At 64.0% G+C, this 16,779-nt stretch carries 17 protein-coding genes and 1 pseudogene; 12 read left to right on the top strand and 6 right to left on the bottom strand.

Translation table 11 applies throughout. From position 1 onward, the window contains the following. Window positions 1–169 precede the first annotated feature (169 nt). The 5 genes from petA (at window position 170) to ACOJSI_RS05090 (ending at window position 3,527) form a co-directional block, all read left to right on the top strand. Entirely contained in the window at window positions 170–763 is a 594-nt protein-coding gene (petA, locus tag ACOJSI_RS05110) for a ubiquinol-cytochrome c reductase iron-sulfur subunit (RefSeq protein ID WP_420137178.1), read from the top strand. 11 nt (window positions 764–774) lie between these two features. Continuing rightward, window positions 775–2,064 carry a cytochrome b gene (locus tag ACOJSI_RS05105; RefSeq protein ID WP_420137177.1) on the top strand — a complete coding sequence of 430 codons (1,290 nt, stop codon included), beginning with the start codon at window positions 775–777 and terminating at the stop codon, window positions 2,062–2,064. 19 nt (window positions 2,065–2,083) lie between these two features. Continuing rightward, a complete protein-coding gene (locus ACOJSI_RS05100) occupies window positions 2,084–2,926 on the top strand; it encodes a cytochrome c1 (RefSeq protein WP_420137176.1) in 843 nt (280 codons plus the stop codon). A gap of 16 nt (window positions 2,927–2,942) precedes the next feature. Then, entirely contained in the window at window positions 2,943–3,116 is a 174-nt protein-coding gene (locus ACOJSI_RS05095; protein WP_420137175.1) for a hypothetical protein, read from the top strand. Window positions 3,117–3,236: 120 nt separating this feature from the next. After that, the gene (locus ACOJSI_RS05090; RefSeq protein WP_420137174.1) at window positions 3,237–3,527 is read left to right on the top strand and encodes a DUF1244 domain-containing protein; all 291 of its coding nucleotides are present in this window, start codon (window positions 3,237–3,239) and stop codon (window positions 3,525–3,527) included. Between the two features lie 3 nt (window positions 3,528–3,530). On the opposite strand, the gene ACOJSI_RS05085 is transcribed toward ACOJSI_RS05090, so the two are convergent. Next, the gene (locus ACOJSI_RS05085; RefSeq protein ID WP_420137173.1) at window positions 3,531–3,737 is read right to left on the bottom strand and encodes a hypothetical protein; all 207 of its coding nucleotides are present in this window, start codon (window positions 3,735–3,737) and stop codon (window positions 3,531–3,533) included. A 102-nt stretch (window positions 3,738–3,839) separates the two neighbouring features. Here ACOJSI_RS05085 and mutS point away from each other — a divergent pair, with 102 nt between their 5' ends. The 3 genes and pseudogenes from mutS to ACOJSI_RS05070 all read left to right on the top strand — a co-directional run bounded on the left by mutS (window position 3,840) and on the right by ACOJSI_RS05070 (window position 9,583). Beyond that, a complete protein-coding gene (mutS, locus tag ACOJSI_RS05080; protein WP_420137191.1) occupies window positions 3,840–6,416 on the top strand; it encodes a DNA mismatch repair protein MutS in 2,577 nt (858 codons plus the stop codon). Between the two features lie 34 nt (window positions 6,417–6,450). Then, window positions 6,451–6,735 carry a hypothetical protein gene (locus ACOJSI_RS05075; protein ID WP_420137172.1) on the top strand — a complete coding sequence of 95 codons (285 nt, stop codon included), beginning with the start codon at window positions 6,451–6,453 and terminating at the stop codon, window positions 6,733–6,735. A gap of 55 nt (window positions 6,736–6,790) precedes the next feature. After that, a pseudogene (locus tag ACOJSI_RS05070) lies at window positions 6,791–9,583 on the top strand ([protein-PII] uridylyltransferase). Here the strand turns inward: ACOJSI_RS05070 and ACOJSI_RS05065 are convergent. The 3 genes from ACOJSI_RS05065 to ACOJSI_RS05055 are packed head-to-tail and all read right to left on the bottom strand — an operon-like array spanning window position 9,580 to window position 12,061. Further along, window positions 9,580–9,912 (bottom strand): 2Fe-2S iron-sulfur cluster-binding protein, encoded by a 333-nt coding sequence (locus ACOJSI_RS05065; protein ID WP_420137171.1) that lies wholly within the window; start codon window positions 9,910–9,912, stop codon window positions 9,580–9,582. The pseudogene ACOJSI_RS05070 and the gene ACOJSI_RS05065 overlap by 4 nt on opposite strands. Continuing rightward, window positions 9,909–11,021: a cysteine desulfurase family protein gene (locus ACOJSI_RS05060; protein WP_420137170.1), complete on the bottom strand. Its 1,113-nt coding sequence runs from the start codon at window positions 11,019–11,021 to the stop codon at window positions 9,909–9,911. The genes ACOJSI_RS05065 and ACOJSI_RS05060 overlap by 4 nt, the downstream gene beginning before the upstream one ends. Then, complete coding sequence (locus ACOJSI_RS05055) at window positions 11,018–12,061, bottom strand: cysteine desulfurase family protein (RefSeq protein WP_420137169.1); 1,044 nt, start codon at window positions 12,059–12,061, stop codon at window positions 11,018–11,020. Before ACOJSI_RS05055 ends, ACOJSI_RS05060 begins: the two co-directional genes overlap by 4 nt. Window positions 12,062–12,160: 99 nt before the next feature. Between ACOJSI_RS05055 and ACOJSI_RS05050 the strand changes: the two genes are divergently transcribed. Further along, window positions 12,161–12,802: an alpha/beta hydrolase gene (locus ACOJSI_RS05050; RefSeq protein ID WP_420137168.1), complete on the top strand. Its 642-nt coding sequence runs from the start codon at window positions 12,161–12,163 to the stop codon at window positions 12,800–12,802. Window positions 12,803–12,888: 86 nt separating this feature from the next. After that, entirely contained in the window at window positions 12,889–14,346 is a 1,458-nt protein-coding gene (pyk, locus tag ACOJSI_RS05045) for a pyruvate kinase (RefSeq protein ID WP_420137167.1), read from the top strand. A gap of 62 nt (window positions 14,347–14,408) precedes the next feature. Here pyk and ACOJSI_RS05040 read toward each other — a convergent pair whose 3' ends face one another. Then, the gene (locus tag ACOJSI_RS05040; protein WP_420137166.1) at window positions 14,409–14,561 is read right to left on the bottom strand and encodes a hypothetical protein; all 153 of its coding nucleotides are present in this window, start codon (window positions 14,559–14,561) and stop codon (window positions 14,409–14,411) included. A gap of 209 nt (window positions 14,562–14,770) precedes the next feature. Beyond that, window positions 14,771–14,896, bottom strand: coding sequence for a type B 50S ribosomal protein L36 (gene ykgO, locus ACOJSI_RS05035; protein WP_003046794.1), 126 nt, complete (start codon window positions 14,894–14,896; stop codon window positions 14,771–14,773). Window positions 14,897–15,049: 153 nt separating this feature from the next. Between ykgO and ACOJSI_RS05030 the strand changes: the two genes are divergently transcribed. Together ACOJSI_RS05030 and ACOJSI_RS05025 are read left to right on the top strand one after the other, a co-directional pair. Continuing rightward, window positions 15,050–15,631 carry a DUF4136 domain-containing protein gene (locus ACOJSI_RS05030; RefSeq protein WP_420137165.1) on the top strand — a complete coding sequence of 194 codons (582 nt, stop codon included), beginning with the start codon at window positions 15,050–15,052 and terminating at the stop codon, window positions 15,629–15,631. Next, the gene (locus tag ACOJSI_RS05025; RefSeq protein WP_420137164.1) at window positions 15,628–16,767 is read left to right on the top strand and encodes a M14 family metallopeptidase; all 1,140 of its coding nucleotides are present in this window, start codon (window positions 15,628–15,630) and stop codon (window positions 16,765–16,767) included. The genes ACOJSI_RS05030 and ACOJSI_RS05025 overlap by 4 nt, the downstream gene beginning before the upstream one ends. The last annotated feature ends 12 nt before the right edge of the window (window positions 16,768–16,779 follow it).

Here is a 16,779-nt window from a genome sequence, read left to right as displayed (position 1 = left end):
AGTCGCTGCCTCTGTGAGGTTGCAAGGACGGGCGCGCATGTAGATGCGCAAACGACGCTTGGCAAAAGCCGCGCTGGACGTCTATCAGCGCCCAATTCGCCGCAAATCTGGCGAATGTCGCCGCGTCCTCGACGGGGCAACAGGGTTCAAAGCAAAGGGTTTCTCGCGAATGGCGGCGTCCGATTATGTTGACGATCCCAATCAGCGCCCCCCGGTGATCGGGGCGGAGGAGGATGGAGGGGCAGGCGCCCGTCGTCGTGACTTCCTGAATATTGCTGCGGTCAGCTTTGCCGGTGTCGGCGCAGTTGCGGTGGTCGTCCCCTTCGTCAACCAGATGAACCCGTCGGCCGACGTATTGGCGCTGGCCTCGATCGAGGTGGATATCTCGAAGATCGAGGAAGGCTCGGGCATCAAGGTCGCCTGGCGCAAGCAGCCGGTGTTCGTGCGCCGCCTGACGGCGAAGGAAGTCAACGAGGCCAATGCGGTGCCGACATCCTCGCTGCGCGATCCCGAAACGCTCGCTCAGCGGACCAAGCCGGGCAAGGAAAATTGGCTGATCACGATGGCGGTCTGCACGCATCTCGGCTGCGTCCCGCTCGGTATCACACCTGGCGAGAATCGCGGCGATTTCGGCGGCTATTTCTGCCCGTGCCACGGCTCGCAATATGACACTGCCGGACGCATCCGTAAGGGTCCGGCACCGACGAACCTGCATGTGCCGGAATATGCGTTCAAGTCGGCATCCATCGTCCAGATCGGTTGAGGTAGAGACGAATGAGCTTCCCCTGGGCTGCGAATTACGAGCCGAAGCACGGCTTCACCAAGTGGATGGACGAAAAGCTGCCTCTGCCGCGGCTCGTCTATAATGCGGTCGGCGCGGGCTATCCGGTGCCGCGCAACCTCAACTATTTCTGGAACTTCGGCGTGCTGGCGGGCCTCGCGCTCACCATCCAGATCATCTCCGGCATCGTGCTGGCGATGCATTATGCATCCAGCTCGGAACTCGCCTTCGCATCCGTCGAAGGCATCATGCGCGACGTGAATGCGGGCTGGCTGCTGCGCTACATGCACATGAACGGCGCGAGCATGTTCTTCATCGTGGTGTACATCCACATCTTCCGCGGTCTTTATTACGGATCGTACAAGGCGCCGCGCGAGATGGTGTGGCTGCTCGGCGTGGTCATCTTCCTGCTGATGATGGCGACGGCCTTCATGGGCTATGTCCTTCCCTGGGGTCAGATGAGCTTCTGGGGCGCGCAGGTGATCACCGGCTTCTTCTCGGCCATCCCGATCATCGGCGATCCGATCCACACCTGGCTGCTGGGCGGCTTCGCGCCGGATAATGCCGCGCTTAACCGCTTCTTCTCGCTGCACTATCTGCTGCCGTTCGTCATCGCGGGCGTGATCATCCTGCACATCTGGGCGCTGCACATTCCCGGGTCGAACAACCCGACGGGCGTGGACGTGAAGGGGCCGCAGGATACGGTGCCGTTCCACCCATATTACACGGCCAAGGACGGCTTTGGCGTGGGTGTGTTCCTGATCGTCTTCGCAGCCCTGCTCTTCTTCTGGCCGAACCTGCTGGGTCATCCGGACAATTATATTCAGGCCAACTCGCTCTCCACGCCTGCGCACATCGTGCCGGAATGGTATTTCCTGCCCTTCTACGCGATCCTGAAGGCGTTCACCGGCAACTTCCTGTTCGTGCCCGCGAAGCTCTGGGGCGTCGTCGCGATGTTCGGCTCGATCCTGCTGTTGTTCTTCCTGCCCTGGATCGATCGTTCGCCGGTCCGTTCGGCCAATTATCGCCCGATGTACCGCTGGTTCTTCTGGGCGTTGGTCGCCGACGTGTTCGTGCTGGGCTATCTTGGTCAGGCAGAGCCGACGGCAACGGTCGTCACGCTCAGCCAGCTGTGCGCCGCTTATTATTTCTCGCACTTCCTCATCATTCTTCCGATTGTCTCGCACTTCGAAAAGCCGAAGCCCTTGCCCAACTCGATCTCCGAGTCGGTCCTGCATGGCGAGCAGGCTGAAGCCGCGCCAATCGGCATGCACACTGCCTGAGCCGGGGGACAGAAAGAACATGCTCCGCTTTTTCGGACCCTTGATCGCTCCCATTGTCGGCTTGGGCTTTGTGCTGGCGCTCGCTTGGGGCTTCCTTTCGACGCCGCGTGAGGTGGCCGTCGAATCCGCCGCGCACGAATTCCATCGGGAGCCGAAGCCGGTCTCCTTCTCGTTCGATGGCCCGCTCGGCCATTATAATCGGGAACAGCTTCAGCGTGGCTTCCAGGTCTACAAGGAAGTTTGCGCGGCCTGCCATTCGATGAAGCTGGTCGCCTTCCGCGATCTGGAGGAGATTGGTTTCTCCAAGCCGGAGGTGAAGGCGATCGCGAAGCAGTGGGCGGTCGAGGTGCCTTCGCTCAATCCGGATACGGGCGAGCCGGCGACGCGCAAGGCGCTGCCGAGCGACTATATCCCGTCGCCTTATCCGAACGAGGTTGCTGCCCGTGCGGCGAACAACAACGCCTTGCCGCCGGACATGTCACTGCTCGCCAAGGCGCGCGAGGGCGGTGCCCATTATATCCACTCGATCGTGGTGGGCTACGAGGCGCAGCCGGCGGAATTGCTGAAGAAGTTCCCGGACGCGAAGACCCCGACGGGGCTGCACTACAACCCCTATTTCGCGAACCTCAACATCGCCATGCCGCCGCCGCTCGTCGCCGATGGCCAGGTTAGCTACACTGACGGCACCAAGCCGACGGTCGATCAGATGGCGCAGGATGTCTCCGCTTTCCTGATGTGGGCAGCAGAGCCCAAGCTGGAAAATCGTCACCGCTGGGGTCTGGTGGTGCTTGGTTATCTGCTGCTGGCGACGGCCTTCGCCTACGGCGCATACCGAAACATCTGGCGCGACAAGAAGCATTGATGGGAGTGTCGGCAGGGTGACCGCGCCGGCACTGCTGTCGATTTCCATGCTCGCCGTCCTCGCTCTGGCGCTGGGCGGCGGCTGGACGATCGCGAAGCGGCCGGCCGATAAGCTGCGCGGCGTCTTGATGCTGGTGGCTGCCCTGGTGCTGCTGGGCAATGTCCTGATCTGGACGTGGCCGCTGTCCTGATCGGGCGGCCCGCACCGGAGGCGACAGGCAGGCCCGCGCCCTGCGCTGGCTGACCGCGGCCGTATTTAGAAACAACGCGAAACTTGACCGCTGGGGCAAGGAAGCTGGTAGGGCTCTGCCATGACCGAGATTGACGACGCTACCGCGGCTGCCGCCTTTCGCAGGCTTGTCGCCCACCTTCAGCACCGCACCGATGCGCAAAATGTCGATCTGATGGGATTGGCCGGCTTCTGCCGCAACTGCCTCGGCGATTGGCTGGGGGAGGCGTCCAACGGCGCACTCACCAAGGCGCAGGGTCGGGATTATGTCTACGGCATGCCCTACGCCGATTGGAAGGCGCAACACCAGCAGCCGGCCACGCCCGCGCAGCTTCAACGCATGGAAGAAAGCCTGAAGCGAAATCCAGGCTAGCGGTCAGACGATGTCGCGCCCCGTCACCATGCCGGGAAGAACAGTCGCTTGATGGCCATCCGCGCCAAGCCGGCCGACGATGAGCTGGCAAACGGCCTCCTCGCGGCTCGGCTTGGGATCCGGGCTGCGCGCGATCCAGGCATCGATTGCCTCGATTTGTTCGGGCGTGAAGTGGATCGTGAGCGTCGTTTCTGAGCGTGAGTCTGACATATCCACAAGTTGATGGCCCGCGCCCGCATGGTCAAGCAAATGTCCCCTTCCGTTTGACGGCCGCCAGCCTGTAAGCCTCGCCCCGTGAGCGAACCCACCCCCATGATGGCGCAATATCTGACCCTGAAGGCGGAGGCGCCGGATTGCCTCCTCTTCTATCGGATGGGCGACTTTTTCGAACTTTTCTTCGAGGATGCCAAAGCGGCCGCGGCGACGCTGGACATCGCACTGACCGCGCGCGGCGAACATGGTGGTGAGCCGGTCCCGATGTGCGGCGTACCCGTGCACAGCCACGAGGCCTATCTCGCCCGTCTGATCAAGGGCGGCCATCGCGTCGCCATCGCGGAACAGATCGAAACGCCCGAACAGGCGAAGAAGCGCGGCGGCAAGGCCTTGGTCGCCCGCGCGATCGTGCGGATCGTGACCCCGGGCACGCTGACCGAGGAAGTGCTGCTCGACGCGCGGGCGGCCAATTGGCTGGTCGCCGTCGGCAAGGCGGGCAGTCTGTTCGGGCTTGCTGCAGCGGACATTTCGACCGGCCGGTTCGAGGTGGCCAGCGTCTCGCCGGCGACACTGGACGCAGAGCTGGCGCGCCTGGGGCCGGTGGAAGTGATCGTGCCGGACAGCTTCGATTTGCCGGCGGCCTATCCGCTGACGATCGCCGGCGGTTTCGACAGCAACGCCGCGGAACGTAAGCTCAAATCCCTGTTCAATGTTGCCACTCTGGATGGCTGGGGCGAGTTCGGCCGTGCGGAATTGTGTGCGGCCGGCGGACTGCTCGCTTATCTCGAACGCGCCGGGCAGGGAGCCATGCCGTTCCTCCAGATGCCGGTACGGCGGGCTGCGGCCGATCATATGATGATCGACGCTGCTACGCGCGAAAGCCTGGAGATCGTGTGCGCCGCCAATGGCGGACGCAAGGGGAGCCTGCTCGACGCGATCGACCGCACGGTCACCGGCGGCGGTGCTCGCTTGTTGGGGAGCGATCTGGCCGCGCCGTTAACCGATCGCACGGTGATTGACGCGCGTCTGGATCTCGTTGGCTTTCTTCACGACGACCCGGACTTGCGAGCCCGGCTACGCGCGACTTTGCGGGCCCTGCCGGATATCGGCCGGGCGCTCGGCCGGCTCGCCGCCGGACGCGGCAGCCCGCGTGACCTCGGGCAGTTGCGCGATGGCCTTGATGAAGCCTCCAAGTTGCACGAGGTGCTGCGCATCGCCCCCCGTCCGGCATTGCTCGATGCGCTCTTGCCCGCCTTTGTCGGCCATGGCGAATTGGTCGATCGGTTGCAGCGCGCGATCGTGGCGGCGCCGCCCATAGACGCGGCGCAGGGCGGCTATATCGCCGAAGGCTATGATCCTGCGTTGGATGCGTTGCGTGCGCGCGGCGGTGAGGGCCGACGGGCGATTGCCGCGCTGGAAGCACGCTATCGCGCGTCGACCGGCATCGCCCAGCTGAAGATACGTCACAACAATGTCCTGGGCTTTCACGTCGAGGTGCCGGCCAAGGCGGCCGACCCGCTGATGCGGGCGGATTCGGGCTTCACTCACCGCCAGACGCTCGCCGGCGTTGTGCGGTTCAACGCGCCTGAGCTGCACGATCATGCCAGCGAAGTCGGCCAGGCGAGCAGTCACGCGCTCGCGGCGGAGGCTGCCCATCTTGAAGAGCTGACCGCACTGACGCTCGATCGTGCGCGTGAGATCGCGCTGGCGGCGGACGCCCTGGCCCGGCTCGACGTCGCCGCTGGGCTGGCGGAACGTGCGGCAGAGGGCAGCTGGTGCCGCCCGGCGGTGGTCGATCACCCTTGTCTCGAGGTCACCGAGGGGCGCCATCCGGTCGTCGAAAACGCCGTGGCGACCTCGGGCGGACGCTTCGTCGCCAATGATTGCCGGCTTGGACCGCACGATCGGCTGTGGCTGGTGACTGGTCCAAACATGGGCGGCAAATCGACCTTCCTGCGTCAGAATGCGGCGCTGCTGATCCTCGCTCAGGCGGGCAGCTTCGTGCCGGCAGCGACCGCCACTTTAGGTCTGTGCGATCGTCTGTTCAGCCGGGTCGGCGCGTCCGACAATCTGGCACGGGGCCGTTCGACCTTCATGGTGGAAATGGTCGAAACGGCGGCCATCCTGGCACAGGCGACCGAACGCAGCTTCGTGATCCTGGACGAGGTCGGCCGCGGCACGTCCACCTATGACGGGCTCGCCATCGCCTGGGCGGTGGTTGAGGCCGTGCATGACGGCAATAAATGCCGCTGCCTGTTCGCCACCCATTATCATGAGCTGACGCGGCTGGCCGAACGTCTGGACGCGCTCAGCCTGCATCATGTGCGGGCACGCGAATGGAAAGGCGAGTTGGTGCTGCTGCATGAGGTCGCCGAAGGGCCGGCGGATCGCAGCTATGGTCTCGCCGTTGCCCGCTTGGCCGGACTGTCTCCCCAGGTGGTCGCACGTGCCAAAGAAGTCCTCAAGCGGCTGGAGGCGGGGCGGGCCGCCACTGGCGGGCTGGCGGCAGGCCTCGACGATCTGCCGCTCTTTGCGGCCGCCGCCGTCCAGGAGGACGCGCGCACCGATCCGCTCCGCGATGCATTGGCGACGATCGATGTCGATGCGCTGTCGCCGCGCGATGCGCTTGAAACGCTTTACCGTTTACGCGATCTGGTAGCAGCCGACGGTTCATGATCCGGCAAGCGTGGCGGGATCACCAACCGGGGCCATGAAACGACCGTCTCATATTCTGAATGCAGCGTCCAACCTGCTCGGAATCGCGCTCGTCATCATCGCTGGCCTGAACTTGAGTCATGTTGCGTCGACCAACTTTGCGGATGAGATCGCCTGGGTTGCCGCCGTTTGTCTGGCGACGAGCTGCCTCCTTTCCTATCTCGCAATCCGTCACGACAATCGGGCGGATTCGATTGAAAAATGGGCGGATCGCATCTTCCTGCTCGGCCTGGCGACACTGGTTGGGTCCATCATCGTGCTGGCGACCACCAACGGTTGATCCACCGCGGCTCGGCTGATGACGCGCCGCCGATCAGGCTCTATCTCTCTTCTCTATGGCGACCCGGTTCGAAGCTTTGCCCCAGCGTCGCGCGATCATCGATCGCCGCGGCCTGGCTTAGGCCCTCGCCGCCCTGCAGGGCGCGGATGCCGCCGAGCTGCGCGCAGCGGCGACCCCGCTACTGCGTGACGCCTTGGACGGCGGCCGTGCCGAGATTGCGCGGCGGCTGGCGCAACATCCCAGCCGTGGCGCCGAAATCGCCGCATCCTACGCCTTCCTGACGGATCAGTTGCTGCGGCTCTGTTTCGATTTCACGGTGCAACGCCTCTATCCCAACACCAATCCGACGAAGAGCGAGCGGATCACCCTGACCGCAGTTGGCGGTTACGGGCGTGGCGAAATGGCGCTCCATTCCGACATCGACATCGGCTTCCTCACGCCCTGGAAGCAGACCGGCTGGGTCGAGCAGGTGATCGAATCGATCCTCTACATATTGTGGGACCTCGGGCTAAAGGTCGGCCATTCCAGCCGCTCGCTGGACGACATGGTGCGCATGGCCAAAAGCGATCTCACCATCTGCACCGCCCAGCTGGAGGCGCGCTATATCTGGGGCGATCTGCCCCTCTACGAGGAGGCTGCTGCACGCTTTGACCGCGAAGTGCAGAGCGGGACCGGCCGGTCGTTCGTGACCAACAAGCTGCTTGAGCGGACCGCGCGCCACGAACGCATGGGCGACAGCCGCTACGTCGTTGAACCCAATCTCAAGGAAGGAAAGGGCGGCCTGCGCGACCTGCATACGCTCTTCTGGATCGGCAAATATGTCCACAAGGTCAGCAATGTCGCCGAGCTGGTCGACAAGGGTCTGTTTACGGCCGCCGAGTTGCGCCGCTTCCGGCGGGCTGAAAACTTCCTGTGGGCGGTTCGCTGTCACCTCCACATCCTCGCTCGCCGCGCCGAGGACCGACTGACGTTCGACGTCCAATCCGAAATCGCGGTCCGCATGCATTATGCCGATCGCCCCGGCAGCAGCGCGGTGGAGCGGTTCATGCGCCATTATTTCCTCACCGCGAAGGAAGTGGGGGACCTCACGGCCGTGTTCTTGGCCCATCTGGATGAGGAATTTGCCAGTCGCGGACGCCGATTCGGGCTGCCGCATCTACAGCGCAGGCCGCGCAAACTGGACGGCTTCTTGCTCGATCGGGGGCGTTTGAAGGCGCCGGATGACCATTTTTTTGAGGCTGATCCCAGCCAATTGATCAATCTTTTCGCGCTTGCGGACCGTCACGGGCTGGAAATACACCCGCTGACCATGCGTCAGGCGGGCCGCGATGCCCGCCTGATCGACGCCAAATTGCGCCAGGATCCCCGCGCCAATGCGCTGTTTCTGGAGGTTCTGACCTCGCCCAGAACGCCGGAACGCGTGCTTCGATGGATGAATGAGGCGGGTATCTTCGGGCGCTTCATGCCCGATTTCGGACGTGTCGTCGCGCAGATGCAGTTCGATATGTACCATCATTATACGGTCGACGAGCATTCGTTGCGCGCGATCGGGCTGCTGTCCCGCATCGAAAAGGGCGAATTGGCCGAAGATCATCCGGTCGTTTCGAAGATGTTCAAGCAGATCGTGTCCCGCCGCGCCCTCTATGTGTCGGTGCTGCTCCACGACATCGCCAAGGGTCGGGGCGGCGATCATTCGGTACTGGGCGCGGAGGTTGCCGAGAAATTATGCCCCCGGCTCGGCATGAGCGCGGCCGAGACCGAGACGGTGGCGTGGCTCGTTCGCTACCATCTGCTGATGTCGGCCACCGCGTTCAAGCGCGACCTGTCGGACTTCAAGACGATCCTGGATTTCACCGCGATCGTGCAAAGCCCCGAGCGTCTGCGCCTTTTGCTGGCACTGACGATCGTCGACATCCGCGCGGTGGGCCCAGGCGTCTGGAATGGCTGGAAGCGGCAATTGCTGACCGACCTGTACGACGCCGCGGAAGAGGTGCTGAGGCTTGGCCACAAGCAGCGTGGCCGGGGCGAACGGGTTGCGCTGAAGCGGGCGGAGCTGGAGCGCCAGCTCGGCTGGCCGCATGATCTGTTCGAGATGTTCACCAAGCGCTTCCCGGAAAGCTATTGGGTGGCCGAGGGCGTCGACATCCTGGAACATAATGCGCGCCAGATCGCCGCGGCCGATGCGTCCGGCAACCCGCTCTCGATCGTGGCCCAGCCCGATCCGCAGCGCGGCGCCACATTGGTGACCATCTACGCTGGCGACCATCCAGGCCTGTTCTACCGGATCGCGGGTGCGATCCATCTGGCCGGCGGCAACATCATCGACGCCCGCATCCACACGACCCGGGACGGCATGGCGGTCGATAATTTCCTGGTGCAGGATCCGTTCGGCCAGGCCTTTGACGATCCGCACCGGCTGGAGCGGCTGGCGCGCGGGATCGAGGATGCATTGGCCGCCCGCAACCAGATGGCGACGCGGCTGGCGGCCAAGCCGGCACCGCGAACGCGCGCGCATGCGTTCGAGACCGTGCCGAACGTGCTGGTCGATAATAATGCGTCCAACCGCTATACGGTGGTCGAGGTGAATGCGGGCGATCGGCCGGCGTTGCTCCACGCGCTCGCACGGGCCTTGTTCCAGGCCAAGGTGACAATCCACTCCGCCCATATCGCGACCTATGGCGAGCGCGCGATCGACGTTTTCTATGTCACGGATCTGATCGGCGACAAGATCGAGACGACGGGGCGCCTGCGGACAATGGAACGGTTGCTGCTGGAAGCAGCGGGTGGGGCGCCCGAGCAACCCGAACGTGGTCGGGAGCGTCGGCCTGCGGCAGCGACGTCCAGCTAACGCCCCTGCATGTCGCGGGCTTCCGAGGGGATCCGCACCGTCAGGCTGTTCCAGCCTGCCTCAAGGGTGATCTGGCAGGCGAGCCGGCTGGTGCGGGTGACATGCGCCGCCAAATCGAGCAGGTCGTCTTCATCCGCGCTGGCGGGCGGCAGCTTGGCGAAATCCTCCTCCGCGACGATCACATGGCACGTGGAACAGGCCATCTGTCCCTCGCACGTTCCTTCCAGCGGCTGTCCGCTCGCCTGCGCGACATCAAGCAAACGATCGCCGGGTTGTGCTTCTACTTCCTGAATGGTGTCGCGATTGGCAGAAATAAACCGGATCTTCATGCCCACTCCAGCTGCGCGGCGGCGGCATCGTTGATTAAAGCCGACGCAGTTTCAATATCTTGTACCGTTGTGTAGCGGCCAAATCCCAGACGGATAGAGGCGCGGGCCGCTTTATCGTCAAGCCCAAGCGCTTGTAGCACATGGCTTGGCCGACCGGACCCGCTGGCGCAGGCCGAGCCAGCGGAAAAGGCGACGTCCCGCACGTCCGAGATGAGCCGATTTGCGTCGATCCCGGCGCGTCGAAGATTGAGGTTGCCACGATAGCGATGGCTCCTGCCTCCGTTCAGCGTCCAAGTCTCGAACGCTTTTTCAGCAAGATCGGCCAAAAGATTGATATGGTTATGATCTTCCTCGCGCAATCGTCCAGCGAGTTGGGCAGCAGCGCCGAAACCGGCGCACAGCATCGGACTGAGGGTGCCGGATCGCAAACCGTCTTGCTGTCCCCCGCCATGCAGGAGGGGCGGCCAGTCCAGGCCGGGCCTGAGCCATAGCGCCCCAATTCCCTTTGGTCCGTAGATTTTGTGGGACGAGATTGCGACGAGATCGCAATGATCCAAAGGCAGGGGGATGCGGCCAAATCCTTGAACCGCGTCGCAGAACAGGAGCGCGCCGGCAGCGTGAGCCAGATCAGCCAACGCCTGAATCGGCTGGATCACACCAATCTCGTTATTCACCAGCATCGCGGCGACGACCGCGGTACGATCGTCAATTGCGGACTTCGCCCGGTCGAGATCGACCAGGCCGTCCGTTCCGACGGGCAGTACAACGAGATCGATCTGCTGGCGTTCCAGCCATCGGGCCGTGTCGAGGACGCACGCATGTTCGGTAGCGATTGTGACGATCTTTCGTCGTTCTGACTGTATTACAGAGGCTTGCAACGCCCAGTTCGCAGCCTCTGTCGCGCCGGAAGTAAAAATCAGCCTTCCATCGCTCCGGTCGTCGCCAAGCGTGATGGCGACCTGCGATTGGGCCACCGCAACAGCGGCGGCGGCTTCGCGGCCCGCGCGGTGCGGCGAATGCGGGTTACCGAACTTGTCGAGCCATGGCAGCATCGCCGCGCGGACCTCGGGAGCCAGCGGTGTCGTCGCCTGATAGTCGAGATAGATCATGCCGCGCGCCGTCCCGCCGCCATGCCGGACCAGATTTCCAGGAACCGCGTTACTTCGGCATCGGTCGTGGCCGGGGCAAGGCTGATGCGGATTACCTCGCGCGCGGCCTCCTCCGGCCAGCCCATGGCGCGGAGCACCGGGCTCGCCTTCAGCGTACCCGATGAGCAGGCGCTCCCGGCGGAGACGGCGATGCCGGCGAGATCGAGGGTGATCAACTGGGCTGCCGCGGCCACGCCCGGCAAGCGATAGGAAGCGATTTCCGGCATGCGCGGGCTATCATGCGCGACGATCCTGCCGCCGGCCCGGATGACGCCGTCGTCGAGACGATCGCGCAGGCGATCGAGCGGCGCGCGATCCGGTCGATCGGAAAGCGCAGCGGCAAAGCCAATGGCCGCGGGAAGATTTTCGGTACCCGCGCGATACCCCTTTTCCTGACCACCGGTGGGAGAGAGAAGGGAGAAGTCTTTGATAAGCAGGGCGCCGATACCGGACGGCCCACCCAATTTGTGGGACGAAACGATGATCATGTCCGCATCGGGCAGGGGCAGCTTGCCAGCCGACTGGGACGCGTCCGCGAGCCATAAGCTGCCACGCGCGCGGAGCCTATCGGCGATCCGGTCGGCCGGCTGGATTACACCGGTTTCGCTGTTTACGGTCTGGATCGCGACAAGCGCCGCCTCCGGGATCAATTCCAGATCGACCAGGCCATGGCCATCCACCGGGAGCGGCGTTCCATCGACTGCAGCGCGCCGGACCGCATCATGCTCGACATCCGAGATCGCCAGCCGACGACATGTGGCGCGACCGAGCGCGAGCGCAGCCGCCTCGCTGGCACCGCTCGTGAAGATGAGTTCGTGCCGCCAGCCGAGCGCATCCTTGATCCTGACGCGAGCAGCCTCAAGCGCGCTGCGCGCCGCCCGACCTTCCGCATGGGGTGAGGACGCGTTCGCCCAGCGCCCCATGGCGTCCAGCATGGCGTCGCGGGCGGCCGGCAGGATCGGCGTGGCCGCAGCGTGGTCCAGATAGATGCGGGGGCTCAAGGGGACGAATTCTCCGTGATTGCGCCATCTCTGGCCTTTTCTATATAGGCTCGCACAACGCGCACACCCAAGCGCCGCCCATCAAGTCAAGCGAGAACGATGCCAGACGTCATTTTCCCCGGCCCCGAAGGCCGCCTCGAAGGCCGTTTCAACCCCGGGCCGCGTCCGCGCGCACCGGTCGCGATGATCCTGCATCCCCACCCGCAGGCGGGGGGCACGATGAACAACCGCATCGTGCAGGCGCTGTACCAGACCTTCGTGCGGCGCGGTTTCGCGACCTTGCGCTTCAACTTCCGCGGCGTCGGCAAGAGCCAGGGCGTGTTCGACAACGGCATCGGCGAATTGTCCGATGCGGCGTCGGCGCTGGACTGGGTGCAGCAAATCCACCCGGAGGCGCAGACGACCTGGATTGCCGGCGTCAGCTTCGGCGCGTGGATCGGCATGCAGCTGCTGATGCGCCGGCCGGAGATCAAGGGGTTCATCTCGATCGCGCCGCCGGCCAACCTGTACGACTTCACCTTCCTCGCACCATGCCCCTCGTCCGGGATCATCATCCAGGGTGAGAATGACGAAGTGGCAACGCCCGGCGCGACCCAGAAGCTGGTCGACAAGCTGCGCACCCAGCGTCACATCACCATCCACCACGATACGATCCCGGGTGCGAACCATTTCTTCGAGCATGAAATGCCCGAGCTGATGAAGTCCGTGGACGATTATCTGGATATGCGGCTGAAGGCGTAAAACGCACGCCGCTACGATCATGGCTCGACTTTGCGGAGGCGCCATGACTAGGAACCCGCAAGTTTAAGAGTGACAAAGAGGTGCCAGTGTCTACCCAGTTTGCGCCGCGCAGCCGCAAGGTTCGCGTCCTCGCGACGCTTGGACCGGCGTCCAGCTCGCCCGAGATGATCCGCAAGCTGTTCGTGGCGGGTGCGGACGCGTTCCGCATTAACATGAGCCATGGCGCGCATGCGGATAAGGTGCCGCTGGTCCAGGCCATCCGCGCGATGGAGGAGGAGCTTGGCCGTCCGTCGACGATCCTCTTCGATCTGCAGGGGCCGAAGCTGCGCGTCGGCAAATTCGCCGACGGGAAGATCGTCTTGGAGACGGGACAGCGCTTCGTGCTGGATCGCGATGCGACGCCGGGCAATACGGAGCGTGTCGAGCTGCCCCACAAGGAGATCTTTGCGGCGCTGGAGGTCGGCGCGCGGCTGCTGCTGGATGATGGCAAGCTCGTCCTGCGCGTTGCCGACGTCGCGCCGGAGCGGATCGAGACGATCGTCGAGGTCGGCGGCCCTCTCTCGAACTCCAAGGGCCTGAACGTCCCTGACGTCGTCGTGCCGATGGCGGCGCTGACGGCGAAGGATCGTGCCGATCTGACCTTTGCGGTAGAGCAGGGGGCGGACTGGGTTGCCTTGTCCTTCGTGCAGCGGCCGGAGGATGTTGCAGAGGCGCGCCGCCTGATCGGGGGCAAGGCCGCGCTGCTGGCCAAGATCGAGAAGCCCGCCGCGGTGGAGCGGCTCGAGGAAATCCTGGAACTGGCCGATGCCGTGATGGTCGCGCGCGGCGATCTGGGCGTGGAACTGCCGCCACAGCAGGTCCCGCTGGTGCAGAAGCGCATCGTCGAAACGGCGCGCCGCATGGGCCGGCCGGTCGTGGTGGCGACGCAGATGCTGGAATCGATGATCGTGTCGCCCAGCCCGACGCGGGCCGAGGTGTCGGATGTCGCGACGGCTATCTATGACGGCGCAGACGCGATCATGCTGTCGGCCGAAAGCGCGGCGGGCGCCTGGCCCGAATTGTCGGTATCGATGATGGATCGCATCGCCATCGCGGTCGAGAACGATCCCGGATACCGCGCGCGCCTGCACTTCACGGAGACCTTGCCGGATCCCACAACCGCCGACGCCTTGTCCGAAGCGGCCAAGGAAATCGCGGAGACGATCTCGGCGGCGGCGATCATCTGTTTCACCAATTCGGGCGCCTCGGCTCGCCGGATCGCACGCGACCGCGCGACGGTGCCGATGCTGGTATTGACCCCCAACCGCGAAACGGCACGCCGGCTCGGCCTGCTGTGGGGCGCGCATGCGGTGGTTACCAAGGATGTGTCGAACTTCGAAGAGATGGTCGCGAAATCGAAGCGGATGGCGCTGCGGACCGGGCTGGCTACATCAGGTGACAAGATCATCATCATGGCCGGCGTTCCCTTCGGTACGCCGGGCTCTACCAACATGCTCCATATCCAGCGCCTGACCGGCAAGGAACTTCAGGGGCATGACGACTGACAGTGATATGTCAGCCCAAGGGCTCGCACGCTTTCAATCGTGTAGCGACGCGCAGTCGCCGATCATCTCGGAGCGCCGAGCAGGCCGAGCAGGATGCCCATCGCCATATAAAGCAGTGCGCCGGTTCTGACGCCGTTGGAATAGCCGCGGCGCAGTGTGAACCATGCGAATATGGGCGCCAGGGCGAGGATGCCGAGCAGCAGCCAGCCGCTCAAGCGTCGATATGCGACCGGGGCGTGGGGCATACCGACATGTTACTGATCGTTGCGCACGAATTGCCGGTAATGCGGCGGCGTCACGCACTCAATGAGATCGTTGAATAAGGCGCCCAGGGCGAACTGCGCGGCATGCGCCATCGCGGATAGGCAAAGAAAAACGGCCGCGCTTGCGCACGGCCGTCTTTGCTTCCGCAGAGGCGAGGGGCTTAGCCCTGGCGCGCCTTGAAGCGACGGTTCGTCTTGTTGATGACGTAGGTCCGGCCACGACGACGGATCACGCGGTTATCGCGATGACGGTCCTTGAGCGACTTCAACGAATTACGGATCTTCACGGGGCTACCCCTGCCTATCTTGTTAGAGCTGCGGAAAGTTGGCGGTTCCCTATGGCGCAAGACGGTCTAAGTCAACCCGCTGAGTCGTTACGCCCCCATGCAGCGAAATGGTTGCTGTCGCGTTGCGATCTGGGAATTCGAAGGAGAGTTTGAATGCGCAAGCTGATGATTGCCGCGATGCTGGGGACGTTGACGTTGGCCGGCTGCGCAAGCGGTCCGTCAACGCAGGTGACGCGCTTTCACCTGAACCAGCCGATCGCGCGCGGGCAGATCAGCGTTGAGCCGCTGCTACCGGCGGACCGCAACAGCCCGGAATTCCAGACTTATGCCAACATCGTCGGCAATCAGCTTGCACAGTTGGGCTTCACCGAAGCACCCGGCTTGGCCAAATCCGAGCAAGTCGCCGTGGTGCAGGTGGATCGCGCCTTCTTCGACGGGCCGCCCCGTTCGTCCTTCTCCTTCGGGATTGGCGGCGGCAGCTTCGGCTATCATGGCGGCGGCGGCGCCAGCGTCGGCACGACGGTTGCGGGAAAGCCCAGCCAGAATGTTTCGACCCGCCTGATCGTCCAGATCAAACGCCGGTCGGACAGCACGACCGTCTGGGAAGGTCGCGCGGAGACAAGCTCGCGATTCGGTACGCCTGAATCGCAGCCGGCGGATACGGTCCAACGTCTCGCCGCAGCGATGTTCCGGGACTTCCCCGGCGTGTCGGGACGCACTATCGTCGTCAAATGACAGCGCACATCTCGGCCGCATTCGACAGCGGCAATATTCGCGTCCTCGGGCAGGATGGCGATCGCTTCGATCTGGAGATCGTGCGCGATCGCCAGTCCGATTTCTACCAGTGGTTCCACTTCCGCCTGCTCGGCGCCAAAGGGCGGACAGTGGAATTGCGTATCCTGAATGCCGGCAGCTCCGCTTATCCGCTGGGCTGGCCCGGATATCAGGCACGGTGGTCGGACGATCGCGAAGAGTGGCGGTTGGCCGAGACGCAATATGCCGACAATGTGCTGACGATCCGGCACGAAGCGGACAGCGACAGCCTGTGGTTCGCATATTTCGCACCCTATTCGATGGAGCGGCATCACGATCTGGTGGCGACCATCGCCACCATGCCGGGCGTCCGTTACGAATCGCTCGGCCAGACGCTGGACGGGCAGGAAATGGATTGCCTGCATATCGGGGAAGGCCCGCTGCAGGTGTGGCTCTATGCGCGCCAGCATCCGGGCGAGACGATGGCCGAATGGTGGATGGAAGGCGCGCTTGCAAAGCTGACCGATCCGGCCGACCCGGTTGCTCGCGTGCTCCGGCGGGAGGCGACCTTCCACGTCGTGCCCAACATGAACCCCGATGGTTCGCGCCGCGGCCATTTGCGGACCAATGCCGTGGGGGTAAACCTCAATCGCGAATGGCACGAGCCAACGGCGGACCGCAGCCCGGAAGTCCTGGCCGTGCGCACCAAGATGGACGAGACCGGCGTCGATTTCGCGATGGACGTTCATGGTGATGAAGCAATCCCCTACGTCTTCCTGGCGGGCTTTGAGGGAATCCCGAAGTGGACGGAGCGTCAGGGGGCGCTGTACGCGCAATATCGCACGACGCTGGCGCGCCGATCGCCAGATTTTCAGATCGAGCATGGCTATGCGACCGCAGCGCCCGGATCCGCCAACCTGGCCATGTCGACCAACCAGATCGCCAATCGCTTCGGCGCGGTCGCGATGACCCTCGAAATGCCGTTCAAGGACAATGACGCGCTTGCCGATCCCGACTTTGGCTGGTCGGCCGAGCGATCGATGCGGATGGGGGAAGATTGCCTGGGCGCGTTACATGAAATGATCGACGCCTTGCAGAGCGCCACGGCGGCGGCCTGAGAGCAGGCGCGC

The organism is Sphingomonas sp. (assembly GCF_048595155.1).
GTDB lineage: Bacteria > Pseudomonadota > Alphaproteobacteria > Sphingomonadales > Sphingomonadaceae > Sphingomonas_I.
This window is presented reverse-complemented; position numbering and strand designations above follow the sequence as displayed.